Below are 25,823 nucleotides of genomic sequence, written 5' to 3' on the forward strand. Positions count from 1 at the left end.
TCAATCAATTTTCAGTATCTCGCCGTCGAATCCCAGCTCCACACCATCGGGCAACTCTTCTGATACATCTTTGTGTAATCCCATCTGGTGACTGATGTGCGTGATGTACGCTTTGCGCGGACGAATTTTCCCAACGATCTCGATGGCTTCGCTCAGGCTCAGGTGCGAAATGTGCGATTCTTTCCGCAAGGCATCAATCACCACCACCTCTACTCCCTTCAGCTTCTCCAGCTCTTCATCGGCAATCGTGCTAAAATCGGTGAGGTAGGCAAATTTCCCCACCCGAAAACCATAAACCGGCAACCGGTGGTGCATCACCCGAATGGGAATGATGTCGAGCGAACCAACGGTCAAAACTGAACCATCGATGGGCACCAGGTTCATCTGAGGCGTGCCGGGATATTTTTCTTCCGAGAAAACGTAGTCGAAGATGGAGCGCAGGTTCTTATCAACGCGCGCTTCGCAGTAAATATCAATGGGTGCCTTCCGAACCCAGTTAAAACTACGGATATCATCGAGACCGAAGATGTGGTCAGCGTGCTCGTGTGTTAGCAAGATAGCATCGATATTCTGCACTTTCTCCCGCAACATCTGCTGACGAAAATCGGGGCCGGCATCCACCACTATGCAGGTGCCGTTGTCTTCAATCATTATCGAACTTCGTAAGCGCTTATCGCGCGAATCGGTTGAACGGCAAACTTCGCAATTGCAGGCGATTACCGGCACTCCCTGCGAAGTTCCTGTTCCCAGTAATGTTATTTTCATGTTGAATTTTACGTTTTACGCTCCTCCCGACTTTTCGCGGTAGCGGAATGACAGGTACATCAGGTAAGGCACCATCATCATCCCCATAACGGCCGGAGGAATTCCGCCCCTCGGCGGCAGCAAGGTGAGGCTGACAGCAATGGCAAATCCGTTATTTTTGAGCGAAGCCAGCAACATTCCACTGATTTGCTTCGGTCCATTCAACTTCTTTGCCCAGCGTTTCAAAGCCCAATCTGCCGCAAGGCTGATTCCAAAAGTAGCAAAAAAAGTGACGGCAGCCACGGGTAAAAGCAACATTGGATCGGTTAAGAAAACATCCTGGTTGGAGCCAATGACCGTATAAATGACCAGGGCAAATCCGAGGTTGACAACCTTCCCGCGAAGGTAAAACACCGGCTTTTGAATGGGTTTCGCCAGCAGGAAGCGGGAAGCCACCATGGGAATAACGAGCAGGATGACCAAAATACGACCAATAATTTCGGGGGAAACAGAAACGCCCGGAGCGAAAACCATCAGCATCACCGGAATCAGGATGAACGACGCCAGGTAGCTGCCCAGTACACCGAACACGGCAAATGCCACATCGCCGCGAAGAATAAACGCAAACGGAATAACGCCTGTTCCGGCCGGTGCAGCTGCAATGATCACAAATCCCCAGAAGAGTTCCTTGTCGGGCGTAAATAACCAGGCCAGCAAAATAATGAGCGTTCCCAACACCAAATAACTGGCTGAGATACCAAACAGCATGGGACGAATGAGATTGCGCAGCGGGAAAAATTCCTTGAGGGTTATCCCCGTAAGGGAAAAAGCCAGCACAATGGCCAGAAGCGGTAAAACCAACGGGCGTAATGTTTCCGCACCCGCCGGAGCGAGTAAACCGACAATAACTGCGAAAGAAAATTGGGTATTGCGGAGAAACAAAAAGCGGAGAACGTATTTCATAAATTCGGTTACCGACTTCAATCCATACAAACAAGCCGGCGAAAATATTGTTTTTCGCTACCTTTGCGCCCATGAAGAAAATGGCTAATCTGTACCTTATACCAACTACGCTTGGCGATACTGAGCCAGGCCATGTTGTCCCCGCCACATTGGTGGACACTGTGCGTTCACTTCGCTTTTTTATCGTAGAGAACGTGCGTACTGCCCGCCGCTACCTGAAGAAGCTGGACCGCGATATCGACATCGACGCGCTGGAGTTCATGGAGCTGAACAAACACACCGACCGGAAACAGCTTGAACGCTTTCTGCATCCCGTTTTAAACGGAAACGATACCGGCATTATTTCCGAAGCCGGCTGTCCCGGTGTAGCCGATCCGGGCGCCGACGTGGTGAAACTGGCGCACGAAAAAGATATCCGGATAGTTCCGATGGTTGGACCTTCTTCTATTTTGCTTTCGCTGATGGCGTCCGGAATGAATGGACAGAACTTTGCCTTTGTGGGCTACCTTCCCATCCCGAAAGGAGAACGGCAGCGGGCCATCAAAGATTTGGAGCGCCGTTCGGCAACCGAACACCAAACGCAGATTTTCATTGAAGCGCCTTACCGGAACATGAAATTGCTGGAAGATATCCTGCAGGCTTGTCACGACCAAACACGGCTTTGCATTGCCGCCGACATCACACTGGAAAGTGAATACATCAAAACGCAGACGGTGGCACAATGGAGAAAAGGATTGCCTGAACTGCATAAACGACCGGCGATTTTTCTGCTCCATAAAGACTGATTTCAAATACGATAGTTGTACCTGCTTAACAACAGCCGTTTGATTTTGGCCACAAATCAATATATTTGGGCACTGAAAGTCTAAGCCAATGTTTGAAGATTCTCTGGAAGTTCTGGATCATGTGCGACTGCATTTTAGTCCGGCCGGCATTCTGGCACTAAATATCGCACTCGCCTTTATCATGTTTGGTATAGCGCTGGATATTCATATTTCCGATTTCCGCAAAATTATTACCCGACCGAAATCGACCTTAACAGGAATTGTTTCTCAGTTTTTGCTGTTGCCTGCACTTACCTATTTGCTGGTTCTCTTTTTGCGTCCAACGCCAACCGTGGCTCTGGGAATGATTCTCGTAGCATCCTGCCCGGGCGGAAACATTTCCAATTTCATCTCTTCGCTGGCAAAGGGAAATACGACGCTGTCTATCGGTTTATCAGCTATTGCGACCCTTTCAGCTACTTTTATGACGCCATTGAACTTTGCCTTCTGGGGAAGCCTTTATACGCACTTTTACAACCGCCACGATGCCGAGGCGCTACTGCGTCCGTTGCACATCGACTCCGGGCAAATGTTCCAAACCGTTTTCATTCTATTGGGTATTCCACTGGTACTGGGACTCATTTTCGCCCGCCGTTTCCCGCGTTTAACGGTTAAAATACGCGGTCCTATCCGGAAGCTGAGTGTTGGTATTTTCATCGCTTTTGTGGTGATTGCGCTGGCCAAGAATTTCGAATTCTTCATTCAGTTCATTCATCTCATTTTCATCATCGTATTAATTCACAATGCTCTGGCTTTGGTGACAGGATACAGCGCCAGCAGCCTGATGAAACTGCCGCAGACCGACCGGCGAACCATTGCCATCGAAACAGGGATTCAAAATTCCGGACTGGGACTGGCACTCATCTTCAATCCCAAAATATTTCCACCCGACATGGAACTTGGCGGAATGGCCATCATTGCTGCGTGGTGGGGCATCTGGCACATTGTCTCCGGTTTGAGCCTGTCGTGGTTTTGGTCGCGTAAGCCGGTGACCGACGAAGCAGAGACAGAACAGTTGGTAAATGTTCACCATCACAGCCACGCGGAAGGGAAATAAGGAAATTATGGGAAAGATTTATCGCTATTCCATCGGTTATGATGTGGTCAGAGGATTTGTCAAAACGGCCCATCGTCTCTTCTACCGGAAGGTTATCGTAACCGGAAAAGAAAATATCCCTAAAGACAAACCCATCATTTTCGCCCCGAACCACCAGAATGCGCTGATGGACCCGCTGGCCTTGGTTTGTACGCTTCCCTCCCAGATTATCTATCTTGCAAGAGCAGATATTTTTAAAAGCGCCACAAACCGTCCTTTTCTTCGTTTTCTGAAAATCATCCCGGTTTACCGGATTCGTGACGGAGTAGAGAACCTCGGAAAAAATGAAAAGACCTTCCGGCAAACCATCGAGATTTTACAGCATAATACACCGCTCTGCCTTTTTCCGGAAGCACGCCATACCGATAAGCGAACTTTACTGCCTCTCAAGAAAGCGGTCCCTCGTATCGCTTTTCAGGCAGAAGAGAGCGGTGGATTAGGAAAAGATTTGGTCATCATCCCGGTAGGCATTTATTACAGCGATTACCAGGAGCCTCAATCCATTCTTCAAATCAACTATGGAAAACCGTTACAGGTAAGTGAGTTTCTGTCTTCCTACCGGGAAAACCCGCAACGGGCGCAACTGGAACTGCGCGATGCTTTACAAGAGAAGCTGTCACCGTTGATGATTGACATCCGGGACACCGAACATTACGAGCTATATGAAACGATTCGGTTGTTGTACCGACAAACCATACTGAAAGAAGAAAATCTTTCGCCCAAGTCATGGGAAAATCATTTCCGGGCGGACCAACTGACCATTCAGAAACTGGAAACCGCCGCCAAAGAAGACGATTCTTTTCTTCAGTTGCTTACGGATAAAGTACAGAAATACGAGGCGTTACAGCACGAGCAAAAAATAATAGAAGATACACTGGAGAAAAACCTGCTCACGCCGGCCCAGGCAATTTTCACGGGTGCAGGCTTTCTGCTGACATCTCCGGTCATTGCTTTTGGTTGGTTGCATCACGCACTTCCCCATTATCTTCTAAAAAATCATGTAAACAACAAAATTGAAGATTCGCAGATGCGCAGCTCCTTCTATTTTGTGCTGGGAATGCTGGTTTTTTCGGCCATGTATGTAGTTGGATTATTGACTTTGGGACGACTGTTTCCCGGCTGGTGGAAAGTGCTTTATCTTTTAGCGATGCCACTGAGCGGTGTTGTTACTTACCGATTAATCCGCAGCTGGAAGGTGTTTCGAAATCGGCTTCATTTACGATTTGGATTATCGAAAGAGAAACAAAAGTTGCTGTTGGATAGCAGACAAGAGATTATTTCCTTTTGTCAAAAGGCATTTTCTGCACAAAAACAATAAAATCAAGCCAATGCGCTGTTCTGATCGCGCAACTGTTCCATCATCTTAAACTCGAATTCGAAGTTAGGTGTAAATACATCTTTGCCCAGATTCTTCTCAATTTGTGAGCGGCTCCAGAATTTCCCCTCAGTAACTTCGTCGGAGTGTAATCGGATTTTTTTGTAATCGTAAGAAGTATAACTGTACACCAACTCGGCTTCCACGTCGGTCTCCCACTTGTAACTGGCCATCGGGCGTGCCTGAAAGTCAGTTAAACCAATTTCCTCGTAAGCTTCACGCTTCAAAGCCGTTTCAACCGATTCGCCAAACGAAATGTGTCCACCGACGGCTGTATCCCATTTACCGGGCTGTACCAGTTTATCTTCCGGGCGTTTCTGCAAATAAATATGTCCTTTTGGATTGAAAACATGAAGATGCACTACCGGATGCAAAATCTTCTGACCGTTGTGGCAAGCCGAACGGGGCGCTTTCCCAATGACTTTCCCTTCCTCATCGACTACCGGCAACCACTCTTCATCATCAGCAACCACCGGCATTTTTCCTTGCTGGCGCTTATTGCGAAACCATTCATTCGCAAAATAGACCGCGAAAATAATGTAAAACAATCCGCCGCTAATAAATGCCCAGGCTGCTTCGCTCATGTAAAAGGCCGAGAAAATAATCAGACCGGTGTGCGCCAGGAAAATCCAAAACATGTTCCGGAGATTCCGCTGAAACTGCGCCTGTTGTTGTTCATTGAAAGAGACATCCTTCATGTAACGGCCGGCCATCATCTGCACAATGTTCAGTTTGCCAAAGGCCGAAACACCCAACACCGCACAAAGAATCAATTCGATCAAAGCGGGCTTCAACTTGAAAAAGATGTCGTTATCGAGCAGAATTGATATCAGCGAAAGCACTACCAGCAAAGCGGTGTCAATCAGTACAAACTTTTCGAGCCGGCGCTCCTTGATTCCGGTTACGATTAGCTCGATCAGTCCAACGCCTACCGCTACCACAATACCGATTTTCGTTCCCCAGATTTCATCCGCAAGGATAAAAACAAAAAGCGGAATGAAACCCGGCAGCAATTTTTTAATGAGATCCGTGCGCGTCACGTCGTCAGTTTATGGATTGAAAAAAACCGCGGTGAAGTTCCGCGGTCAGTGTTTAAAATTGTCTTTCGATTATCACCGGATTGGAGTCGCTCTTTATCACTTTGTAGACCGTGACATGGAAAACGAGCGTCGAATAAGCGGGGACACCCGATTGAGGCGTTCCTCCGTAACCCAGTGTGGATGGAATAATCCATACCGCCTTCTCACCTTCTTTCATTTGCAGGATGGCTTCTTCCCAACCAGTAATTACCGATCCGGCACCTACCGTGAAAGTAAATGGTTCGTAATTGCCTGAAGAGTCAAACACGTATCCGTCCTGAACTCCGGTAGAATCGGTACTCTCAATCAAATTTCCGGTATAGAATACTTTTACCTGGTCACCAACGGCGATGGAATCCGCCCCGGCAGGAGCATCCTGCTCTTTGATGACATAAAGTCCCGAGGGAGTAGGCTGTGCATCCGGATAATATTTAGCTACGTACTTATCCCGCAATTCCAATTCCAGTTCCCTGGCTTTCTGGCGGCTTGTCTTGCTACAGGAAACAAACCCCACACTCAATACAACAGCCAGTAATAAAAAACTTAAACCCCTACGTTTCATATATTTCATTCGTTAACTATTCAAACTTCCGCTTTACGGTCTTTCTAATTTCCTTTCCGACCGATTAAAAATTCAGCGCTAATTTATTAAAATTCGGCGCATCTCGCCTATTTCCTTTCCCCGATTTCAATTTCCCAGTTTCCTGTGCTCATCTTTCAATTTAGCAGAAAATTCGGGCAACAACTCTTCGAATTTCTGAATGGTTTCAGCCAGCGACAACTTTGATTCTCCTCCTGAGGCGTTCATATGACCGCCACCGTTAAAATGCAGGTTGGAAAATTCGTTGGTCGGAAAACCTCCTTTCGAACGGAACGAGATTTTCACCATATCTTCCTTTTCGGTGAACAATGCGGTGAAAATAACACCCTTAATCGACAGCGGATAATTGACAAATCCTTCTGTATCGCCGGGCACAAAATTGTATCGCTCCAGTTCTTCCATGCTCAAAGAAATGTACGCTGCATGGTATTCCGGGAATACTTTCATTTTCTGGTCCAGACTGTACCCCAAAAGTCGCATCCGGTCGGCCGAGAAATTGTTGTATATCAAATCGTGAATCCGGTCCTTATCCACTCCTTTTTCCAGCAAGCGGCTCACTACTTCGTACATATCCGGTGAGGATGCATTGTAACTGAAAGAGCCGGTATCGGTAGACAAACCTGTGAACAACGCTTCCGCTGCATCTTTATCGAGGTATTCACACAAATCGAGACTTTCGACAAAGCGGTAAACTAACTCGGCGGTCGAACTGGCTTCGGTATGCGAGAACATCAACTCCGTCACATCAGCGGGATCGGGGTGATGATCGATCAACACAATCGGTTTGGTCACCTTTTCAATCAGTGGTCCCAGTTTTCCGGCCCGGTCAGGCGCATTGAAATCGAGCAGGAACACCAAATCAGCTTTTTCCAAAATCTGTCGACTGACATCCGGTTCATGCTCATACACTTTTACGTCATTAGTGCCACTCACCCATTTTAAAAAGGCAGGGTAATCCGTCGGAGAAATGACCGTCGGAGCGTAACCCGCGTTCGTTAAAACACGCCACAATCCCAAACTGGAACCAACAGCATCACCGTCCGGATTTACATGTGGTATAATCACGATGTCCCGGACATTTTCATTCAACACATCCTTAACTTTCGCTATTGTTTCAGGGGATAATCTCTTCAAAATTGATCTCTTTTTAAACGTAAGACGCAAAGATAGGAATATTGGTTGTTTCGTACCTGCACATTTTGAATTATTTCAGCTCCCGGACCCCCGAACAACCTTTAAAATTCCGGATAAAATCATTTCTTCAACATATCGATACTATGTTTAACAGCAACTCATTATTGACGCTCAGTTTCCGCAATTTCCTAATTTTGATTGAAGAGAAATCAAAATGATTTTCTAACTAAAATATCACTTGTCATCCGTTCTAAATAATGCGTCCGGTGAACTCATCGGTGATACGGATGTTTCTATTCGCAACTAAATTTATCAACATGGCTGGAAATACTACGCTAACGATGATTAAGCCGGGAGCCGTTCGCCGGAATTTAATTGGCCCCATCCTCGGAATGATTACTGAACACGGTTTCAAGGTGGAAGCACTTAAACTAACGAAGTTATCGGCCCGACAGGCCGCCAAATTTTACGAAGTTCACCGGGGAAAGCCGTTTTACGACGGACTGGTTACCTACATGTCTTCCGGCCCGATTGTGGCTGCCATCCTCAGAAAAGATAATGCGGTAACGGAGTTCCGGGAGCTCATCGGCAACACCGACCCCGAAAAAGCAGACGAAGGTACCATCCGGAAATTATTTGCCGAGTCGCTTTCGCACAATGCAGTTCATGGCTCCGACAGTGACGATAATGCGATGAAAGAAGCTGCCTTTTTCTTTTCGGAAACCGAAAGATTTTGTCCCGAGGAATGGCATTGTGACGAAGAAGTCAAAGAGTACCCTCAATAAAATAATTGTTCTTACGCATGCACTAAAACCTGTTTTCACTGAAAGCAGGTTTTTTATTTTAAAAATATTCATCTTACTGAAAATCATATCTTCCAAAGTGTTCTGCTCCTTGTTCCGAAAATCATTATCTTGAGGCGCTTAATCAATAGACTTACCCAAATCATGAGAAATCATTTGTACTTCGTCACCTTTGTGGCGGCCCTGGGCGGACTAATGTTTGGATTTGAAACTGCCGTCATTAACGGAACCATATTTTACGTACAGCAGTTCTTTGGTTTTTCCGAAGCGATGAAAGGCGTGGTCGTCAGTACGGCGCTTGTTGGCTGTATCATTGGCGCGCTGTTCATCGGAAAACCGGGCGATATTTTCGGCCGGCGCCAGATGATGAAACTGATGGCTGTGATGTTCCTGCTATCGATGATTGGAGCCGGCCTGGCAACCAATCTCACGGTCTTCATTACGGCCCGCTTAATCGGGGGAATTGCCGTTGGAGGTGCATCGGTACTGACTCCCATGTACATTTCGGAAATTGCACCACCCAAATTGCGCGGTCGTTTGGTGGCCACCAACCAGCTGGCTATCGTATCCGGAATTTTGTTGGCGTTCTTCTCCAATTACATCATCGATAGCATAGGAGCTGCCAATTGGCGCTGGATGTTCCTGGCCGGAACGATTCCGTCAGGTGTTTACTTCCTGTTGCTGTTCTTTATTGAAAGAAGTCCCCGCTGGCTGGTCAAAATGGAACGTGTTGAAGAAGCACTTCACGTTATACGGAGGGTTAATCCGCATGAAAATGCAGAAACCCTGATGCACCAGATCAAGGATTCGCTGAATCAGGAGGTAATGAAGAAATACTCTTTCATGTTTAAACCTCCGTACCTGAAGTTGGTCCTGATTGGAATTGCCGTTGGGATGTTTAACCAAATGGCTGGAATCAATGTCATCATGTACTACTCGACCGATATTTTCCGAGTGGCTGGTTTCTCCGGTGAGTCCGCGATGTTCCAGTCGGTACTGATTGGTGTCACAAACCTGGCATTTACCATCATCGCGATGATATTCATCGATCGTTTCGGACGTAAGTTTTTGCTTTATGTCGGAGCAACGGGTATGTCGGTATTCCTCGGATTATTTGCCTGGTCGTACATCACCGGTAACTACGCAGGATACCAATTGCTGGCTTACCTGGTTGGATACATTGCCTTTTTTGCCTTTTCACAGGGAGCTGTTATCTGGGTTATCCTATCGGAAATGTTCCCGAACAATGTACGCTCACGGGGCGCAGCTATCGGCTCTTTCTCTCACTGGTTCTTCAACTTTGTGATCGCACTGCTTTTTCCTGTTGTATCAGCCAAAATTGGCGTCGGATGGGTGTTCGCCTTCTTCTTCGCCGCTACGTTGCTGAGCCTCCTGTTCTATCACTTCGCGTTAGTCGAAACCAAAGGCAAATCGTTGGAGGAACTGGAAATGGAAACGATTGGCAAGCGGGTTTCTTCCTGATTTCCTATAACAGATAATATTTCAAGACGCAATTTTCAAGGCCGGATGCTTTGATATTGCGTCTTTTTTCATACCTTATCCTAATTGATAACCATTAAGATTGACAGGTACCAAATACATCAAGACGCCTTTTTCGAGAAATATATTTTCCTGCTGATTCCGGTAGGTGGAGTTTTTATCTCTGATTTCAGCTCAGGAAGTATCTTTTTAAGGAAAGGCAACAGTGAAAACCCGAAAAATGATCGCCATGAATAAATACATGAAAACCTTTGCATTGACCGGTAAAGAAAAGATGGAAATACAGGAGCGGCCAATGCCGGAGATTGCCAATGACACAGACGTTTTGATACGAATGATACGTGTGGGAGTTTGCGGTTCCGATATGCACTATTACAAAGAAGGTGGTATCGGAAGTCAGGTTATCTCCTATCCGTTTACCCCCGGTCACGAGGGCGCTGGCATTGTAGCAGCTGTCGGTAAAAGAGTGAAACATGTCGCTGTTGGCGATCGGGTTGCTATCGACCCGGCTATGCCATGCGGACATTGTGATCAGTGTGAAGCCGGACGACCGCATACCTGCCGCAATCTTAAATTTTTGGGCAATCCCGGTCAGGCTGAAGGTTGCCTGTCTGAATATATCGTCATTCCTGAAGGCTCGTGTTTTCCCATCAACAACCGCCTGGGATTCGATGAAGCCGTTATTTCTGAGCCGCTGGCTATCGGTTACTACGCAACCAAGTTAGCCGGCGATTTGAGAGGAAAATCCATTGGAATTCTGGGCTTCGGACCTATCGGGATGAGCGTATTACTCCCGGCGCAGGTTCAGGAACCAGCGAAAGTATACGTGACCGACAAACTGGAACACCGACTGAAAATCGCCCGGGAAACTGGTGCCAACTGGACGGGGAATCCGGATGAAACGAATATCGTAAGTGAAATTAACCGACTGGAACCGTTACAGATGGACTACGTTTTTGAATGCTGCGGAAAGCAGGAGGCAGTTGACCAGGCGATTCAGCTTTTGAAGCCCGGAGGAACATTGCTGATTGTTGGAATCCCGGAATTTAGTCACTGGTCCTTCCCCGTCGACGAGCTTCGCCGGAAGGAAATCACCATACAAAATGTTCGCCGCCAGAATGGCTTTACCCGCCCGGCGCTCGACCTGATTGCCGATAGCACCATGGATGTTACACCGATGGTTACCCATCATTTTCCGTTTGAAGAAACCGACAAAGCTTACGCCACCGTTGCTAATTACGAAGACGGTGTAATGAAGGCGATGATCGATTTCTCTGCCGGACGTTACGACGATTAACAAAATTAACTTTCGAGAAAATCAGGCGAAGGCATTTCCAGACAGATCAGGAATTGTATCTTTGGGAATTTTTCACATCCATGATATACGAAACCCTCAGGAAATACTTCGGCTACGAAACATTCAGGCCTTTACAGGAAGAGATTATTCAGTCGTTGCTCGATGGTCGCGATTGCCTTGCCATTATGCCCACCGGCGGTGGAAAATCGCTCTGCTTTCAGCTGCCTGCATTGGTACAGAAAGGAACCGCCATCGTTATCTCTCCGCTCATTTCCCTGATGAAGGACCAGGTAGATGCTTTGCGCGCCAACGGTATCGGAGCAGCTTACCTGAACTCAACGATTTCGGCTACTGAATCGATTCAAATCTTCAAGGATGTGATTTCCGGGAAAATCAAGTTGCTGTATGTTTCACCGGAGAAACTGCTTTCGCAGGATTTTTACCGCCAAATCAAAACCATCGACATCAGCCTCTTTGCTGTCGACGAAGCGCATTGTATTTCGCAGTGGGGACACGATTTTCGCCCGGAATATACGCAGCTGAGCTTTCTTTCGCGTGAATTCAAAGCGCCCATCATTGCCTTAACTGCCACCGCTGATCGCATCACTCGAAGCGACATTGTGCAGCAACTGGGCCTGCGAAACCCGGAAACATTCATTAGTTCGTTCGACCGCGAGAACCTGAGCATTTCAGTTCTTCCCGGAAGGGACAAATTTGCCAACATCAAACGGTTCATTTCACAACGAAAGAACCAAGCCGGCATTATTTACTGTCTGAGCCGGAAACAAACGGAGCAGCTGGCGAACAAACTCAATGGTGAAGGGTTGAATGCGGTGAGCTATCACGCCGGCATGCCTGACACAGCGCGACAAACAGCCCAGGATGATTTCATCAACGACCGGGTGCAGATTGTCTGCGCCACCGTGGCCTTCGGCATGGGTATCGACAAACCGAATGTTCGCTGGGTAATTCATTACAATCTCCCGAAAAACCTCGAAAGCTATTACCAGGAAATCGGACGCGCAGGACGCGATGGGCTTCCGGCGGATACGTTGTTGTTCTACTCCTACCGGGATGTGCTTACGCTGAAACAGTTCATCGAGGAGAGCAAGCAAAAGGATTTGCTAACGCAAAAACTGGAGCGCATGCAACAGTTTGCCGATGCACGAACCTGTCGGCGAAGAGTTCTGCTTAATTATTTCAATGAAGCGTATGATAAGGACTGTGGCAATTGCGATGTGTGTCAGAATCCGCCTGCTGTTTTCGACGGTACCGTCATTGCACAGAAAGCACTTTCCGCCATTGCCAGGGTAAAAGAGCAAGTCTCCTCCGGCTTGTTAATTGATATTCTTCGGGGGTCAGCCCGAAAAGAATTGATTGAAAACGGCTGGGCTGAAATCAAAACATATGGCGCCGGCCGTGATATCTCCTACCGGGACTGGCAGGAATACCTGCTTCAGATGCTCAACATGGGCTTGTTCGAGGTAGCTTACAACGACAGTAACAAATTGAAATTAACGCTGCTGAGCCGCGATGTTCTTTTCGACGGAAAGAAAATCAACCTCGTTTCACCCGAAGAAGCGGAAAACCGCTGGCAACAGCAGCAGGAAAAACAACAGGTTCAGACCAAAGTGGAAGAGCTGGACAATGCATTGTTCGAGCATTTACGGACCGTCCGGAAAGAGTTGGCTGCCGAAAGAAATGTTCCACCCTACATCATTTTCTCCGACGCTACGTTGAAACAAATGGCGACTTCCAAACCGACTACTGAATTTGCCATGCGGCAGATTTCGGGTGTTGGTGAGTTCAAGTACGAACAGTTTGGACTCATCTTCATTCGCGCCATCATGGATTTCAACCAGTTTGGCGAAACCAATGAAAAGCAGTCGACCAACCGTTATCAAAAAACGTATGACTTCCTGCAAAAGGGATATACCCCGGAAGAAATAGCCGAACGATTAAACCTGAATATTGTAACGGTTTGCTCCCATCTGGCCTATTTGTACGAAAGCGATTACGATATTTCGTTGCATGAGTTTCTCGACAGGAAGGAGTTGCAGCAGATTGAAGAAGCCTTGCTCACGCCTGGCTTGAAACATGAATTGAAACCAGTTTATGAGCAATTAAACGGTGAAATTCCTTACCATAAAATCCGGCTGGGACTCAGTATCGTTAAGAAAGAACAAGGTTAGTTCTGGGTAGAATGCTCCCGGACAAATTCTTTCCATTCGGTCAACGTTAGCGTGTTGGGAGCATCGTACACCGCATCGATGTCGGCCGCTTTATTCTTTTCGGCCAGGTAACCACTCCAGCACATAAACCAACAGTACTTCGGCTGCTTAGCCAATGTATCAGGCGGTGGCAACTTCCCCACTTCGCCCAAACCAATCGGTTTTCCGTTCGCCAGCTTCAGTAAGTCATCGTAATCAGAACGCTGGAAATTTTCACTGTACACATCTGTTGCCAATACATCTACCACATCATCACCCGGATAAAAATCAGCATATGGCTTGACGTTGTTCCGGATTTCTGTTCCGTTGAAGACCCAAATCAGGTTATTCAAATGATGTACATTGACGAAGCGGTCGAACAGCATACGGTAAAGCTTTTTATACCTTTCGGGATTGCCACACCACCAAAACCAGTCACCGTTGGGCTCATGATACGGTCGCCATAAAACCGGGACACCGGCGTCGCGCAGTTCTGCCAGATAACCAGCAATGACATCGACCTGGTGGCACCAGCGCTTGTGCAGCCTGGTTCCGGGCGTTAACAGCTTGTTCCATTGTGTATCGGTCATTTTTGCCATCACATTATCGTCGAAAGTCCCAGGCTCATCGTCAATGGGTCGGATGGCATGCCACATCAGGGTAATCACAAAACCTTCGTGATATTTGCGAATGGCTTCTTCCATGTTCCGCTGCCGGAAATTGATGCCATCGAGTGAGTTGGGAAGGCTTTGTCCAAATTCCTGTCCCCACACGGCCGGATAATAACCAGTCAGCATTTTAGCTTCTTCGGTGCGACCGGAAATAAACACCGGGTGATTGTGTTGTCCTGTCAACGTATATTTTCCACTGACATCGTACAATAACTGCAGCAACTGCTTTGCCTCGGGCGAAGCATCCGGATTTACCGTAAATGCGCCGGGCGTCCATTCAAAAGAAAACTCCTCTCCCCTTTCGCAACCGGAAATGAAGCTCATCAATAAAAGGAAAAGGAATAATTTTCGCATACCCGAGAAAATTTGGCACGCATCGCTGGCAAGGAGAGTGCCGGTTTAGTTTCCGTTAAGGTGGCCATTAACAATGACCAGTGAAAGATAGGAAATTAAAACAATTCATTGAAGTGCGGGGTTACTGCAGCAGGTTTTCGGGAAAGCTTCCAGCATAATGTAAGCCAATTCCCCGCGCTTTTAATTCTTTACTTACCCGATCGACAATCCGTTGGTTTCGTTCACTTTCAACCGCCCGGCGGATGATGATCTCGTTGATTTGCTTTGGGTAATCGGTGGCAGCCTGCATATAAATGCCTAAATCGTTTTGGGTGTTATCTCCCACCAGGATGAATTTCTTAGCCGGAAAAAGTTGAATAATCTCCTCCAGAATTTCCAGTTTATGCAAATCCTTTCGTGGCAATTTCCTTCCTGTCAACACATGACGCATTTTCCGGAAATGCTTTAGAAAAACGGGGCCGGGTGGCAAATTATTCTGACGCAAAAAACGGTAAATGAGCGGATACAGATTTTGTTCGCTGTTCGATAGATAAAACAATGCTGCACCATCTTCATGTAACCGGTTGACCAGCCGAACCATGTTGTCGACGGTTTTTCGCTTTTCGACACGAGTGAGCATTAAAGTTTTAAACTTCAGAAGCTTTTTTGATATAAATGAATGAATCAACGTATCATCAATGTCTGAAATCACTAGAGTGTGTGTGTCGAGATGGCGAACCTGCCGGGTGAATAAAGTCTCCGGAATATGTACTTCAGTATTTCCAGGAATGTGGACTTCCTTCAGGCATGCCGGTGTTTTCCTGAATTTTCGTTTGCCGAAGAAAAGTCCGTTCCGGTCGGTTTTCATTTCGATCGTAGCAGAATCAAAAACCAACTGAACCTTGCAATTTTGACAGCGATTGGCTAGATACAAAGCAGCGATTCGACGGAAAGTTTCCATTCGGGAATAATCCGTAAACGAAAACTTCCGGTAATAACTGTAAATAAGCTGCCCGAACACAAGAGTTGTGCTACCGTTTGAAATGGCATGAAAACTAAGCAATACCGGTTTCTTCTTCCTCATCATCACCTCCTGGTACAATTATCCTGACAGCTGACTCTATCGTCGATATGGTTAAATGGTCCACTTTCCCGATGTATTCTCCGTCAATCTGAAAGTCAACTTCCCGATCGATTTCAATTTCCGCCTCTTTGCAGCTAACAACATCGGAATACATCTCTTCATCGAGAAACAGCTCAAACTTGGTTAGTCCGAGATTGATCAGCTCCTCGAGCTGTATTTCCTGAAAATTACATATTTCGAAGCGCCCATCAGACATCGAGCCGTTCAATGATAAATAAACACCGGTTCCAAACCTCCGGGCATTGGCAAACGCCAGCATGTAGCCTTCTTTCCTGTAGGTTTCCCCAGGCGTTTTGATAGTATACTGCATCTGCTCGCTCTCCTGAAAAGCCCGGAAAAGATGCCTAGCATATCCGACCATCCGGCGGTCGCCCGACTGGGCATAATTTTTCACAATGAGCGCATTAACACCAACATCCCCCAGGTGAATTCCCAGATATTTTTCATTAAAGCGAAGGAGATCAATCGGTCGTGAAACCTGCCCCTTTACGGCCAGTTCCAACGCTTCAGGAAGAATTTCAGGAATCGTCAACTCGGTCGCCAATCCGTTAGCCGAACCCAACGGCAAAATACCTATCGGAATGTCCGTGTTTATCAGGTTTCTGGCGACCAGCAAAACCGTCCCATCACCACCACAGACTACAACTCTGTCGGGACGGTACCAGTCGATTTCGGCTTGCAACGTTTCATCATCATTCTCGCCGGTTGTGTACCGAAACTTGAAGTCAAATTTCTCCTTCACCGAAAGCCAGTGAATGCGGAGGATGGTTTCATCCTTATCAATTCCTCCGGAAACGGGATTCATGACAAACAGAATTTTTTCCATTCAGCCAGGTTCAATGATTTCTGAAAGCACTACATCTATTGATTATAAATGGAAAATAACGATTGTTTACCGGAAGAACAAATATTTTCCTCCCGGCACCGACAGACGTCAACCCGACTTTATCATTTGTGTCCACACGCAACAAAAGTCGATTAATATACCTACAGGATAATTGGGTACTTCTATAGAAAACAAAGAGGTATTATATCAGGAAGAATACGCCCGGGAGAAGTATATATAGAACGTGTCCAAACTTCCAGGCAACTTGCTGCCAGTTTTTTTGGGGGGGGGGAAAGACGTTCTCACAATAAAAAATTACTCTCTGTAATGAACGTTTTCGATATCGGTCGTTCCTTTACTGGATATCACATCCTTGATGTCATTCCATTCCCACGCAATCACCAACAGGAATACAATCAGCACTCCTGCCAGAAAAAATAATAACTCGCGTGGTGTTACTCGTTGAATCTTCATGGTCGATTGTTTTTTGGATCTGAGTCTAATACTATTTATACAACAATAATTTGAATTATAAAGTAACTTTAAACTATCGGACGATCAATTGTTTAAATATTACCTCTAACAAACACAAAAAGGAAAGCTCGCCTGATTATCAGGTAGCTTTCCCTTTTCACACCAAGGGCAAGATAGGAATATAGCCGGAACTGTACAAGGATTTTAATAAGTTATATGCTTCAAAAGACATGTTTCTATAAGACAAGATGTATAAATAATTCGCTCTCTTATTCAGCTAGCTCTCATTCGCCGCTCCTTGCGCACCGAAAACCCATATTGAATAACGAAGTTTCAATCGAATTCATAGACCGGGCCGAAACGGTATAGCTGTAAGCGCCATTGGCATCGAAAAAGAATGAACCACCCCGAATGACGCGCACATTCTGATTGGGCTGAACGGTATACTCACCGCCTGGATAAGCTTCATAAACATCGGCACACCAGTTCCACACGTTACCGCCCATGTCCGTCAGGCCGCAAGTTGTTTCACCATAATAACCTACCGGTGAAGTATAAACGAAACCATCTGCTCCCTGTCGATCTGTTATTTGGTTTCCCTGCCACACATTGCCCTGATATTTACCATCGACAATCAATTTGTCACCCCAGCTGTACGTCGATTTATTTTCTCCGCCACAGCGTGCTGCATATTCCCATTCCGCTTCCGACGGCAATCGTTTTCCGGCCCATTCGGCATAAGCCGAAGCATCGTTCCAACTGACCTGTGTCACCGGATGATTGTCCGGAGCCTTCGGGCCATCGGGGCCAAAAGGATATTTCCAGGTAGCCCCCGGAACCAATTCCCATTGTCTCTTCTGAAAACTGAACACTCCCGCATCTCCAAAATTCTGAGCATCGGTCATGTAACCGGTGCTTTTTATAAACCGCCTGAATTCAGCGACTGTCACTGGTGTTTTATCGATATAAAATGATTTGACCGTTACCTGATGAACGGGCTTTTCATTCGACAAGCCCTTTTCCGAGCCCATCATAAACGTTCCGCCAACAAAGTGAACCATACCGGATGTATCGGCTTTGGACTGGCGTACTGGCTGCTTCAATTCTCTTTTGACTGTTGGAGATTTGCTTTCGGAATTAGTAGTATTCTTCCGTTGATGACATCCCAAAACGAACATCAAAACAATGAATGAGAGGACAAACAATCGGTTAGACATAGGCTTAGTTTAGAGGTTGATTGATTCTTTCGTTGAAAAAGTTCGCCATATCAAACAACTACGGCGATATGATGACAATTCCGTTTCAATCGTTAAAATACACATTCATCAGATACAATATCTGCCGAATTTAGTATCTTTTCAAAATAATTGAACAACACCTGTTATGCCGAATAAGCCTTTCCTTTTATTCCTTGCCTTTACTGTGTTCTTCATTTTTCGCCCAGTTACAACTGACGCTTCCAATCCTTTGAAACCCTACCTGTGGACGAATGTGGTAGTGCTCTATCAATTAAAGGCCGATCCGGTGAAAGAAGAACCGGCTTTTCAGCAAACTATCGACAAAAATTTTCAGCGATTCAAACAGGACAAACTGGTATTTATTGACTTAACGGGAAAAAATTCAGGAAAGTTGCATGCCCAACTTACTCCCGAAGCACTCGAAACCCTCCGGAAACGCTTTAAAACAGAGCCAAATAAGTCGACTTATGTCATTGTGGGCATGGACGGATGGGAGAAGTTCCGACAGACCGGACGCTTCAATCCGAGTCAATTTATTGACATAATAATGCAATATTCGTCTTCCAACTCCGAAAAGTAATTAACAATCACCCTACCATTATCACTTGATTTTCTTTTAATTGAACAATATATTTCCGCAAATTGCCGAAATTGTTAATAACTGTTAAATGATTTTCTGGCATTGTGCCTCCTTTTTGCCGTAACTTTTTTCAAACCTAAGAAAACTAAGTGGCTATACTCGTTCAAGCCAATCATTCTAACGGGCATCTTTTAAAACCCCAATGATGAAGAAAAGAGCCATAACCGGGATGATGGTCTTTATATTTCTTTTTGCTTACCCCGGGAAAGCCGGTGTTGTGGATGATTATTCTTCCCCCCAAAATTCCCCTGAAAAGCTGATCGAAATCGAGACATCCCTTAAAAACAGCCCTGCCACCCAGCGATTGGTTAAGCACTGGCTGATTGGTGAAACCGAAGGTTACATTACGGCCTGGTATTACCACGATAAGTTATTCCTCATTGAGGAGTGCAGCTCCGAAGAGGGAGGTATGATGAAACAATCGTATCTCATCGACGGTCAGCAATTGCTGATGGCTTCGTTCCTTCGGATGGAATACGGATACGGTTCACAGCCGGATGAAGTACGATTCCTCGATACACGACGCTGCTACAACGACGGAACATTGCAGACAATGTTTCGCCGTTCAGACTTTCTCCGGCACATTGCCGGTGACTGGACAACAGCGCTCGACGAAGAGACGAATGTTCCATTCGAAAAGGTTGATTTCCGTCAGGGAGCATACTATGCTACCGACTTACGGCAATTGGAATATCTGCGTTTGAGATGGGAGAAACATGGCGTGCTGTTGTTGATGGAACATGCATCCAATTTGCAGGACCAACCGCTGGAAGCAACTGCCCCATTGCTGGCCCAGAAGTGAACCAACTACAGTTCAAGCAGATAACGGCATAAATGATAAACCGAATAGAATGTTTTTTCACCGTTCGTTGTTCGAACCTGCCAGCAAGGTGGTTCTGACCGGACGGTGATTTCTATTTCGGTATCTGCCTCGTTATTCACTTCCAGCCCGTTTCTTTCCAGGGCCTTTTGGGTCCACAACAACTCTGTACCCGTTCCTGTCAAACGGGCTGTCAGTTTTGGATGCCGTTTGATACGAAAATCGCCTTTTTCCATGTCGAAAACCAAATCCGACTTCTGGAACAGCAAAGGAAATTGTCCATTCAAAATCAAATCTTCCGGCGCTCCCTGAACCACATCATCCTGCAGCATCAACCAAATCATATCAACCTCACTGACAGCGATGTTCAAATCGTGAGTTGAGAAAATGATGGTCTTGTTTTTCTCCCTTGCCAGATGATGAAGGATGCTCACAACTTCGTATTTATTGGGTACATCCAGGAAAGCTGTTGGCTCATCGAGCACAATGATGTCGGTGTCCTGAGCCAGGGTCCGGGCAATCATGGCCCGTTGTCGTTCGCCGTCGGAAATCTGATTGATAGGCCGCGATTGGTATCCATCCAGTCCAACCATCCGGATGGATTCATTGACGATTTTTCTATCCTCATCTGTCAGCTTTCCAAACCAGTTGGTATGAGGAAACCTTCCCAGCGCTACCATCTCGAAAACAGAAAGATTAGCTACGCGAATGATTTCGGTGGAAACAAAACTCAACATCGTGGCCAGTTCTTTTTCCCGGTAGGAAGCGATGGATTTTCCGGACACGGTAATATTGCCGGAAATAGGCAGCTGGAAACCGGCTAGTGTTCTTAGCAACGTACTTTTGCCAATGCCATTACCGCCAATGAGTGCCACCAGTTCTCCCCTTTCCGCGCCAAGCGAAATATTGCTCTTAACAACACGCTCTTTGCCACGAGAATCACGGTAGCCAACCGATACCTGGTTCAGTTTTATGGTCTTGCTGTCACTCATTAACTCAGGGCTCCTACTGTTTTATTTCGTAAAATAATCCAGATAACTACCGGAATTCCAAGCAGCGCTGTAACTGAATTGATGGGCAATGTCGATTCGGAACCGGGAAGTTGCGAGACGATATCGCTGAAAAGCATGGTTGCTGAACCGAGCAAAATCGTACCTGGAATCAAGCGTTGGTGACGAGCCGTTTTTAAAGCCATACGCACGATATGCGGCACGGCGATACCGATGAAGCCAATTGGGCCACAGAAAGCCGTGATACTTCCGGCCAGAATACAAGTCGAAATAAAAATCAATACGCGGGCCAGTTGCACATTCATTCCCATGCTGCGGGCATAATCTTCGCCCAGCAAAAAAGCATCGAGTAACTTGGCAGAAATAATGGCTAAAAACAGTCCCAGCAGAACTCCGGGTAACAATACCTGAAGCTGTGCATTGGTTACGCTACCCAAACTTCCCATGGTCCAAACCACGAATGATTTCAACATCGATTCGCTACTGAAATACTGCATGATGTTCACGATAGCCGAAGTCGCCGCAGAGAAAAGAATTCCCAATATCAGGATGGTCATAATGTCTTTTACCCGGGCTGAGACGGCCAGAATCAGCATGAGTATCACGGCTGCTCCAATCCAGGCTGCGCCGGCAACCGACCACGCTCCCATGATACTAAAAGCTCCGGTTGCAAACAAGCTTCCGGCACCCAACACCAGCAAAGCGACACCTAAACTCGCTCCTGAACTGATACCTAAAACATACGGCCCGGCCAATGGATTCCGGAAGACCGTCTGCATTTGCAGGCCGGCAACGGACAGTGCCGCTCCCGCCAATAAGGCTGTCAATGCTTTGGGAAGACGAAATTGACGAACGATGGTCACAAGTTGCGAATCAACCTGACCGGGAGCAAAAAGCGCCTTTATTATATTACTTAGGGAAATATGATACGAACCGATGAAGAGATCGAGCACAAAGAATACAATCACCAGAACAGCCAGAAGAAAAAGGCTTCCTTCCGGGCGAAAACTCCGTTTCATCTTTGTCGCGTTTGCTTGCTCCATCAGTTAGTTTAATTGCCGGTAAAAATACAATTTTCCGTCGGTCTCTTTGTCGGGATGAAAGATGCGGACCAAATCTTTCAGAATCAAATCGGGCCTGACAACACCTTTTTCCCAATAATCGTTTCCGCCTCCGGCACTCATTCGGGCATTGTTGTTATAAACCTTGTGTTTTTTTACCGGTGGTAACGACGAAAAGCGACTATCAACGGAAAGCAGATCTTTAATCGAACCGGCAGTCCCGCTATTGATCCAAAAATCAGCCGATTTGGCTTTCATGAACACATCTTCGATGGATACCACAAAAGCATTACGGGAAGTATTTTCGTGCCAAAGATATTCGCCGCCGGCATCGTGAATCAGATTGGCCAAATTGGATTTTCCTCCGGCCATCCACCAGTTATCTTTCCAGGGTAACCCGGTTAAAACTTTCGGGCGATAATCCACCTCAGCCACTTTCTTTTTAATCTGCTGATAATTCTTGTCAATCCGGTTGAACCACTGTTGCGCCTCTGCCTCTTTTCCATATATCGCGCCAAAAAATTTAATCCACTCGCATTTGGCCAGCGGAGTACTTTCCAGGTACTCTCCCACCAACATCACCGGAACGCCCAGGTCTTTCAGCTTATTTAGCTGCGCACTCACCTCGCCGTCGACGCCGTAGGTTAAAACCAAATCAGGCTTCAGGCTCAATAATAGCTCGTAGTTTAATCCCTGCGCATATCCTACTTCCGATAACTGTTTATCGTGATATCGTTGAATGATAGACGAATCGGAAACCAGGTTAATATCGGGAATTCCGACCAGCGAGGAAGTTTCGTTCAGCGCTTCGAGAAAGCCCAGCTGCGTAGTAGAAAGACACACAACCCGTCGAACGGGCGTGCGAACAATGTTCTTGCCTTGCAAGGAAGCCGGTATTTTTTGATTTCGGGGTACCAGATAATAACTGTAGGAAACACCGGACGACTTCTGCCAGGGATTCAAAACCGTCAGCTTTTCGTAGGTCTTAAAATTTTCAATCGTAAACCCCCGGGCATACTTCGTTGACGTAGATACAAATGTACTTTTTCCTTCCGGTGAAGGGGGGTTTTTCGATTTGCATCCAAACAATAAAAGTGGAATGGATAAAGCCAGGAATAAGAGTTTACGAACCATCCGGTGAAAATTTTCCCAAAGGTAAGCCTAACTTTCGTTAACGAAAAATCATCGTCCGGTTCTTAACCGGACTTTCATCACTTCTCTGACCTTATCGGTTTTTACAGCGATAAAATAAATTCCTGAATTGTGATTTCCAATGGAAACCTTTACCGGTTCGTTCGTCAGGTAGCGTACTTCCTGATGCAACGTTCTTCCCATCATGTCCATAATCGATACCACGGCATTTCCTTCCGGTCCGTTGTTCTGCAGATACACGTAATTACTCAAGCCGCCGGTCGGATAATACACCTCAAACTGTTTATCATGAAGATTCGTATCTACTACATCCAGCCCCAAAACATTGCAGGCATGCGCTTTGATTAGTAACGACGTTTTAATTCCAATATCAGGTATTTGATCAAACGGAACCCAGCCGTTGTTATAAAAAGCGTAGGCAGTATTCACAGAGTCCGTAGGCGCATCCCGGGCGGGCGCATTAAAAACAGCGATGCTATCCTGAAGATTATTGTAGTCGAGATCGTAACCGACATAAAACGTACCGGTGGTTGTTATTGGATTTGTCAACGGAATGTAATTCATCGATGAATCCTGCAAAGTGTTTATCGAAACAGCCTGTGTTGCAATGATATGATTTGGCAATCCTGTCGCCGGGTCGGCATCGTACACATTCAGATTGAAATATCGTCCCGAGGATATCGGGCTGGTAGCCGCCTGACTAAAAGCGATAGCCACCGCCTGCAATTCCGCCTGGGTCGATTGATCGAACTTTTCAGCGTAAGCGGTAATCCCCAATGAATTTTTCCCGGTTATATACCCCGAGTTGTCTGACAGTTTTTGTTTTACATACTTTTCGCCGTATTGAACATTGGAAAACAGCCCGCACGGATTGGGATTTGATGCGTAAGGGTCCAAACCATCGACAAAAGTGTCACCGCTGCCATTCGGGTCCAGCCAGGTAGCCAGTCGCATGGTGTCGGCACTGTAATAACTCCATTGCTTGTTCAGCATAGCGAAGTAATCATTCACCGGGTCGGCACACGTAGCTGCACCTCCGGTTAGCGTACCAATTAACTGGGGGTGATTTGGATCGGCAATTATCAATCCACTTCCGGAAGAACCGGCCTCAGTCGTTCCTACATCCCAGCGATGAATGACCCAAAAAGCATTGGAAATGTATTTAGTCGAAAAAGAGCCGACGCCCGGAGCATCGTAATCGCGCGATATCTTCTTCACATCTCCATTGGGATGATGAATGGCAAAAGTTGATGTAGGAATCGAAGCGCTGTTGTTCCAGCCTGAAAAATAGGGTCGATAATTGGCCGGAGGCATGGTTTGCATTTCGACCAACGCAAAATCAAGCGAATCAGAACGTGCTCTTAGTATAGAACCGGAAACGGTTTGGTCAACGTACCCGTCAATGCTTCCCAGGTTTTGTCCGCAATCGGGACTTTCGTAATTAAAATAAAACACGGTTTGCTCGGCATCGGTTTTTGAGCCAATGCAGTGCCCTGCCGTTATCAGGTAGGGAGTTTTATCTTGAGTAACATTGTTCACCATCGTTCCGGAGCATAGCTCACTTCCGGCAATAATTAAACGTACTTCAGATTGTTTTTGCACGGCCAAATCCTCGCCTGGAGTACAATAAACATCGACATTACACAAACCTGCTTGTCCCAGCGGCCGATCGCCAAATGCATTCTTGTAATCGTGATTGACCTTGGTGATACGCAACTGACCCGGAAATTCAGCATCAGCCGGCTCATCATACTCTACCACCATTTCATCGCCGGCCAACGGACGAACAGCAAACGTTCCGTATCCCGACTCATTGTTCGCCGTAAAGGCCCCCAACACTTTTTGATGATTGGGACTATAGATAAAGAGTTTAGCATGATCGGGCAATTTAAACCGGTCGAAAATGATATTCAAAGAATAAGCACCCTGCGATAAAATCTTCACCCTCCATATTTTCGTGCCATCACTGTCAACTGTCCAGGTTCCCGAATTTTTCGGCGTGATATCGACGTTGAAAGTATGAGCAAACTTGTAGGGCTTCAGCCGTAATCCACTTTTGGGTTCCGCTCTCATCAATTGCTGGTTGGAAACATGTTCCATCTGAACCACCGGCACCACGGTAGCCGCTTTCTCCTTTAAGGAAAAGGAAGCGGGCTGACCTCCATAGGAAATCTGTGCCGTAATGACCTCCGGGGAAAGAGCCAATCCAAAAGCCAGTAAAATGAGAATCACATGCCTGTTCATAGAAGGGAAAGTATTTATAAAAGTAAATATAAGAAACTTCGTTAATCAAAAACGGTCGCTTTTCACGCACATAGCTATTTTGTTTACCGGAATCGTTAATTTTATCCACCAAATCGTACTTGCTGGTGATATTTCTTCACCGGTAGTAAAAAGCACAAATTATTTATTATGAAAGTCTTGGTTATTTATGCAGACCGGTTCGCTTATGAACCTGCCATTAAAAATTTAGAAGAAGTGGAAACCATTGAAAAAGGTGCAGCCCACGAAAATTGCATTGTTGCTTTCATCCAGATGGAAGAAGGTGACGAAGAGAAAACCGTGGCCAGCCGGGAGAAAAAACTGGTAAACCACTTGAAATGGACCGCCCGCAAAAATGACACACAGTATATTGTTCTGCACTCATTCGCCCACTTGTCGGAATCCAAGGCTTCGCCCGAATTTACCAAGGCCATTTTCGACGCAGCCGAAAAACGTCTGCAGAATGCTGAATACAAAACAGCGCAAACGCCTTTCGGCTACTTCCTCGATTTGGATATCAAAGCCCCGGGCCACTCACTGGCACGTATCTGGGCTACGTTATAAGA

General features: G+C 46.4%; 24 protein-coding genes. 10 read left to right on the top strand and 14 right to left on the bottom strand.

The features are described 5' to 3' along the window. Both AC060N_RS10765 and AC060N_RS10770 read right to left on the bottom strand, forming a co-directional pair. Positions 1–765 (bottom strand): MBL fold metallo-hydrolase, encoded by a 765-nt coding sequence (locus AC060N_RS10765; RefSeq protein WP_479523802.1) that lies wholly within the window; start codon positions 763–765, stop codon positions 1–3. A 15-nt stretch (positions 766–780) separates the two neighbouring features. Then, complete coding sequence (locus AC060N_RS10770; RefSeq protein ID WP_479523803.1) at positions 781–1,707, bottom strand: bile acid:sodium symporter family protein; 927 nt, start codon at positions 1,705–1,707, stop codon at positions 781–783. A gap of 71 nt (positions 1,708–1,778) precedes the next feature. Between AC060N_RS10770 and AC060N_RS10775 the strand changes: the two genes are divergently transcribed. The 3 genes from AC060N_RS10775 (at position 1,779) to AC060N_RS10785 (ending at position 4,945) form a co-directional block, all read left to right on the top strand. Further along, on the top strand, positions 1,779–2,492 hold the full coding sequence (locus AC060N_RS10775) for an SAM-dependent methyltransferase (protein ID WP_228491916.1): 714 nt from the start codon (positions 1,779–1,781) through the stop codon (positions 2,490–2,492). Between the two features lie 88 nt (positions 2,493–2,580). Further along, entirely contained in the window at positions 2,581–3,588 is a 1,008-nt protein-coding gene (locus tag AC060N_RS10780) for a bile acid:sodium symporter family protein (RefSeq protein ID WP_479523804.1), read from the top strand. Between the two features lie 7 nt (positions 3,589–3,595). Continuing rightward, entirely contained in the window at positions 3,596–4,945 is a 1,350-nt protein-coding gene (locus AC060N_RS10785; RefSeq protein WP_479523805.1) for a 1-acyl-sn-glycerol-3-phosphate acyltransferase, read from the top strand. 2 nt (positions 4,946–4,947) lie between these two features. On the opposite strand, the gene AC060N_RS10790 is transcribed toward AC060N_RS10785, so the two are convergent. The 3 genes from AC060N_RS10790 to AC060N_RS10800 form a co-directional block, all read right to left on the bottom strand. Next, positions 4,948–6,042: an NUDIX domain-containing protein gene (locus AC060N_RS10790; RefSeq protein WP_479523806.1), complete on the bottom strand. Its 1,095-nt coding sequence runs from the start codon at positions 6,040–6,042 to the stop codon at positions 4,948–4,950. Positions 6,043–6,094: 52 nt separating this feature from the next. After that, the gene (locus AC060N_RS10795; RefSeq protein WP_479523807.1) at positions 6,095–6,643 is read right to left on the bottom strand and encodes an FKBP-type peptidyl-prolyl cis-trans isomerase; all 549 of its coding nucleotides are present in this window, start codon (positions 6,641–6,643) and stop codon (positions 6,095–6,097) included. A 126-nt stretch (positions 6,644–6,769) separates the two neighbouring features. Then, complete coding sequence (locus tag AC060N_RS10800; RefSeq protein WP_479523808.1) at positions 6,770–7,816, bottom strand: DHH family phosphoesterase; 1,047 nt, start codon at positions 7,814–7,816, stop codon at positions 6,770–6,772. A gap of 317 nt (positions 7,817–8,133) precedes the next feature. Here AC060N_RS10800 and ndk point away from each other — a divergent pair, with 317 nt between their 5' ends. The 4 genes from ndk (at position 8,134) to recQ (ending at position 13,608) form a co-directional block, all read left to right on the top strand. Next, on the top strand, positions 8,134–8,601 hold the full coding sequence (gene ndk / locus AC060N_RS10805) for a nucleoside-diphosphate kinase (RefSeq protein WP_479523809.1): 468 nt from the start codon (positions 8,134–8,136) through the stop codon (positions 8,599–8,601). A 162-nt stretch (positions 8,602–8,763) separates the two neighbouring features. Next, positions 8,764–10,101, top strand: coding sequence for a sugar porter family MFS transporter (locus tag AC060N_RS10810; protein WP_463231050.1), 1,338 nt, complete (start codon positions 8,764–8,766; stop codon positions 10,099–10,101). Between the two features lie 247 nt (positions 10,102–10,348). Further along, positions 10,349–11,416 carry a zinc-dependent alcohol dehydrogenase gene (locus AC060N_RS10815; protein ID WP_479523810.1) on the top strand — a complete coding sequence of 356 codons (1,068 nt, stop codon included), beginning with the start codon at positions 10,349–10,351 and terminating at the stop codon, positions 11,414–11,416. A gap of 80 nt (positions 11,417–11,496) precedes the next feature. After that, entirely contained in the window at positions 11,497–13,608 is a 2,112-nt protein-coding gene (gene recQ / locus AC060N_RS10820; RefSeq protein ID WP_479523811.1) for a DNA helicase RecQ, read from the top strand. On the opposite strand, the gene AC060N_RS10825 is transcribed toward recQ, so the two are convergent. The 5 genes from AC060N_RS10825 to AC060N_RS10845 form a co-directional block, all read right to left on the bottom strand. Beyond that, positions 13,605–14,651, bottom strand: coding sequence for a glycosyl hydrolase (locus AC060N_RS10825; protein ID WP_479523812.1), 1,047 nt, complete (start codon positions 14,649–14,651; stop codon positions 13,605–13,607). The two genes, recQ and AC060N_RS10825, sit on opposite strands and share 4 nt — an antisense overlap. Positions 14,652–14,772: 121 nt before the next feature. Beyond that, positions 14,773–15,717, bottom strand: coding sequence for a phosphatase domain-containing protein (locus AC060N_RS10830; protein WP_479523813.1), 945 nt, complete (start codon positions 15,715–15,717; stop codon positions 14,773–14,775). After that, positions 15,686–16,600: a diacylglycerol/lipid kinase family protein gene (locus tag AC060N_RS10835; protein ID WP_479523814.1), complete on the bottom strand. Its 915-nt coding sequence runs from the start codon at positions 16,598–16,600 to the stop codon at positions 15,686–15,688. Before AC060N_RS10835 ends, AC060N_RS10830 begins: the two co-directional genes overlap by 32 nt. Positions 16,601–16,915: 315 nt before the next feature. Beyond that, positions 16,916–17,074 (bottom strand): hypothetical protein, encoded by a 159-nt coding sequence (locus AC060N_RS10840; protein WP_463231044.1) that lies wholly within the window; start codon positions 17,072–17,074, stop codon positions 16,916–16,918. Positions 17,075–17,358: 284 nt separating this feature from the next. Continuing rightward, complete coding sequence (locus tag AC060N_RS10845) at positions 17,359–18,291, bottom strand: formylglycine-generating enzyme family protein (protein ID WP_463231043.1); 933 nt, start codon at positions 18,289–18,291, stop codon at positions 17,359–17,361. A 166-nt stretch (positions 18,292–18,457) separates the two neighbouring features. On the opposite strand from AC060N_RS10845, the gene AC060N_RS10850 reads away from it, so the two are divergent. Together AC060N_RS10850 and AC060N_RS10855 are read left to right on the top strand one after the other, a co-directional pair. Next, positions 18,458–18,892 carry a DUF4174 domain-containing protein gene (locus AC060N_RS10850; protein WP_106542877.1) on the top strand — a complete coding sequence of 145 codons (435 nt, stop codon included), beginning with the start codon at positions 18,458–18,460 and terminating at the stop codon, positions 18,890–18,892. A gap of 202 nt (positions 18,893–19,094) precedes the next feature. After that, positions 19,095–19,754 (top strand): hypothetical protein, encoded by a 660-nt coding sequence (locus AC060N_RS10855; RefSeq protein WP_146142033.1) that lies wholly within the window; start codon positions 19,095–19,097, stop codon positions 19,752–19,754. Positions 19,755–19,759: 5 nt separating this feature from the next. Here the strand turns inward: AC060N_RS10855 and AC060N_RS10860 are convergent, their stop codons facing one another. From AC060N_RS10860 to AC060N_RS10875, 4 genes are read right to left on the bottom strand one after another with little or no spacing between them, the layout of a single operon-like run. Beyond that, a complete protein-coding gene (locus AC060N_RS10860) occupies positions 19,760–20,764 on the bottom strand; it encodes an ABC transporter ATP-binding protein (protein WP_479523815.1) in 1,005 nt (334 codons plus the stop codon). Continuing rightward, positions 20,764–21,801 (bottom strand): iron chelate uptake ABC transporter family permease subunit, encoded by a 1,038-nt coding sequence (locus AC060N_RS10865; RefSeq protein ID WP_479523816.1) that lies wholly within the window; start codon positions 21,799–21,801, stop codon positions 20,764–20,766. The genes AC060N_RS10860 and AC060N_RS10865 overlap by 1 nt, the downstream gene beginning before the upstream one ends. A gap of 27 nt (positions 21,802–21,828) precedes the next feature. After that, positions 21,829–22,977 carry an ABC transporter substrate-binding protein gene (locus AC060N_RS10870; protein ID WP_479523817.1) on the bottom strand — a complete coding sequence of 383 codons (1,149 nt, stop codon included), beginning with the start codon at positions 22,975–22,977 and terminating at the stop codon, positions 21,829–21,831. 48 nt (positions 22,978–23,025) lie between these two features. After that, positions 23,026–25,239, bottom strand: coding sequence for a T9SS type A sorting domain-containing protein (locus AC060N_RS10875; protein WP_479523818.1), 2,214 nt, complete (start codon positions 25,237–25,239; stop codon positions 23,026–23,028). A 168-nt stretch (positions 25,240–25,407) separates the two neighbouring features. Between AC060N_RS10875 and AC060N_RS10880 the strand changes: the two genes are divergently transcribed. Next, complete coding sequence (locus AC060N_RS10880) at positions 25,408–25,821, top strand: threonyl-tRNA synthetase editing domain-containing protein (protein WP_106542883.1); 414 nt, start codon at positions 25,408–25,410, stop codon at positions 25,819–25,821. The last annotated feature ends 2 nt before the right edge of the window (positions 25,822–25,823 follow it).

The sequence above is a fragment of the Prolixibacter sp. DSM 2831 genome, assembly GCF_056493735.1.

Bases quoted from the DNA above. Each gene is read 5' to 3' on its own strand.
- AC060N_RS10765 (WP_479523802.1), bottom strand. From the start codon at position 765: ATGAAAATAACATTACTGGGAACAGGAACTTCGCAGGGAGTGCCGGTA.
- AC060N_RS10770 (WP_479523803.1), bottom strand. From the start codon at position 1,707: ATGAAATACGTTCTCCGCTTTTTGTTTCTCCGCAATACCCAATTTTCT.
- AC060N_RS10775 (WP_228491916.1), top strand. From the start codon at position 1,779: ATGAAGAAAATGGCTAATCTGTACCTTATACCAACTACGCTTGGCGAT.
- AC060N_RS10780 (WP_479523804.1), top strand. From the start codon at position 2,581: ATGTTTGAAGATTCTCTGGAAGTTCTGGATCATGTGCGACTGCATTTT.
- AC060N_RS10785 (WP_479523805.1), top strand. From the start codon at position 3,596: ATGGGAAAGATTTATCGCTATTCCATCGGTTATGATGTGGTCAGAGGA.
- AC060N_RS10795 (WP_479523807.1), bottom strand. From the start codon at position 6,643: ATGAAACGTAGGGGTTTAAGTTTTTTATTACTGGCTGTTGTATTGAGT.
- ndk (WP_479523809.1), top strand. From the start codon at position 8,134: ATGGCTGGAAATACTACGCTAACGATGATTAAGCCGGGAGCCGTTCGC.
- AC060N_RS10810 (WP_463231050.1), top strand. From the start codon at position 8,764: ATGAGAAATCATTTGTACTTCGTCACCTTTGTGGCGGCCCTGGGCGGA.
- AC060N_RS10815 (WP_479523810.1), top strand. From the start codon at position 10,349: ATGAATAAATACATGAAAACCTTTGCATTGACCGGTAAAGAAAAGATG.
- recQ (WP_479523811.1), top strand. From the start codon at position 11,497: ATGATATACGAAACCCTCAGGAAATACTTCGGCTACGAAACATTCAGG.
- AC060N_RS10825 (WP_479523812.1), bottom strand. From the start codon at position 14,651: ATGCGAAAATTATTCCTTTTCCTTTTATTGATGAGCTTCATTTCCGGT.
- AC060N_RS10830 (WP_479523813.1), bottom strand. From the start codon at position 15,717: ATGATGAGGAAGAAGAAACCGGTATTGCTTAGTTTTCATGCCATTTCA.
- AC060N_RS10835 (WP_479523814.1), bottom strand. From the start codon at position 16,600: ATGGAAAAAATTCTGTTTGTCATGAATCCCGTTTCCGGAGGAATTGAT.
- AC060N_RS10840 (WP_463231044.1), bottom strand. From the start codon at position 17,074: ATGAAGATTCAACGAGTAACACCACGCGAGTTATTATTTTTTCTGGCA.
- AC060N_RS10845 (WP_463231043.1), bottom strand. From the start codon at position 18,291: ATGTCTAACCGATTGTTTGTCCTCTCATTCATTGTTTTGATGTTCGTT.
- AC060N_RS10850 (WP_106542877.1), top strand. From the start codon at position 18,458: ATGCCGAATAAGCCTTTCCTTTTATTCCTTGCCTTTACTGTGTTCTTC.
- AC060N_RS10855 (WP_146142033.1), top strand. From the start codon at position 19,095: ATGATGAAGAAAAGAGCCATAACCGGGATGATGGTCTTTATATTTCTT.
- AC060N_RS10860 (WP_479523815.1), bottom strand. From the start codon at position 20,764: ATGAGTGACAGCAAGACCATAAAACTGAACCAGGTATCGGTTGGCTAC.
- AC060N_RS10865 (WP_479523816.1), bottom strand. From the start codon at position 21,801: ATGAAACGGAGTTTTCGCCCGGAAGGAAGCCTTTTTCTTCTGGCTGTT.
- AC060N_RS10870 (WP_479523817.1), bottom strand. From the start codon at position 22,977: ATGGTTCGTAAACTCTTATTCCTGGCTTTATCCATTCCACTTTTATTG.
- AC060N_RS10875 (WP_479523818.1), bottom strand. From the start codon at position 25,239: ATGAACAGGCATGTGATTCTCATTTTACTGGCTTTTGGATTGGCTCTT.
- AC060N_RS10880 (WP_106542883.1), top strand. From the start codon at position 25,408: ATGAAAGTCTTGGTTATTTATGCAGACCGGTTCGCTTATGAACCTGCC.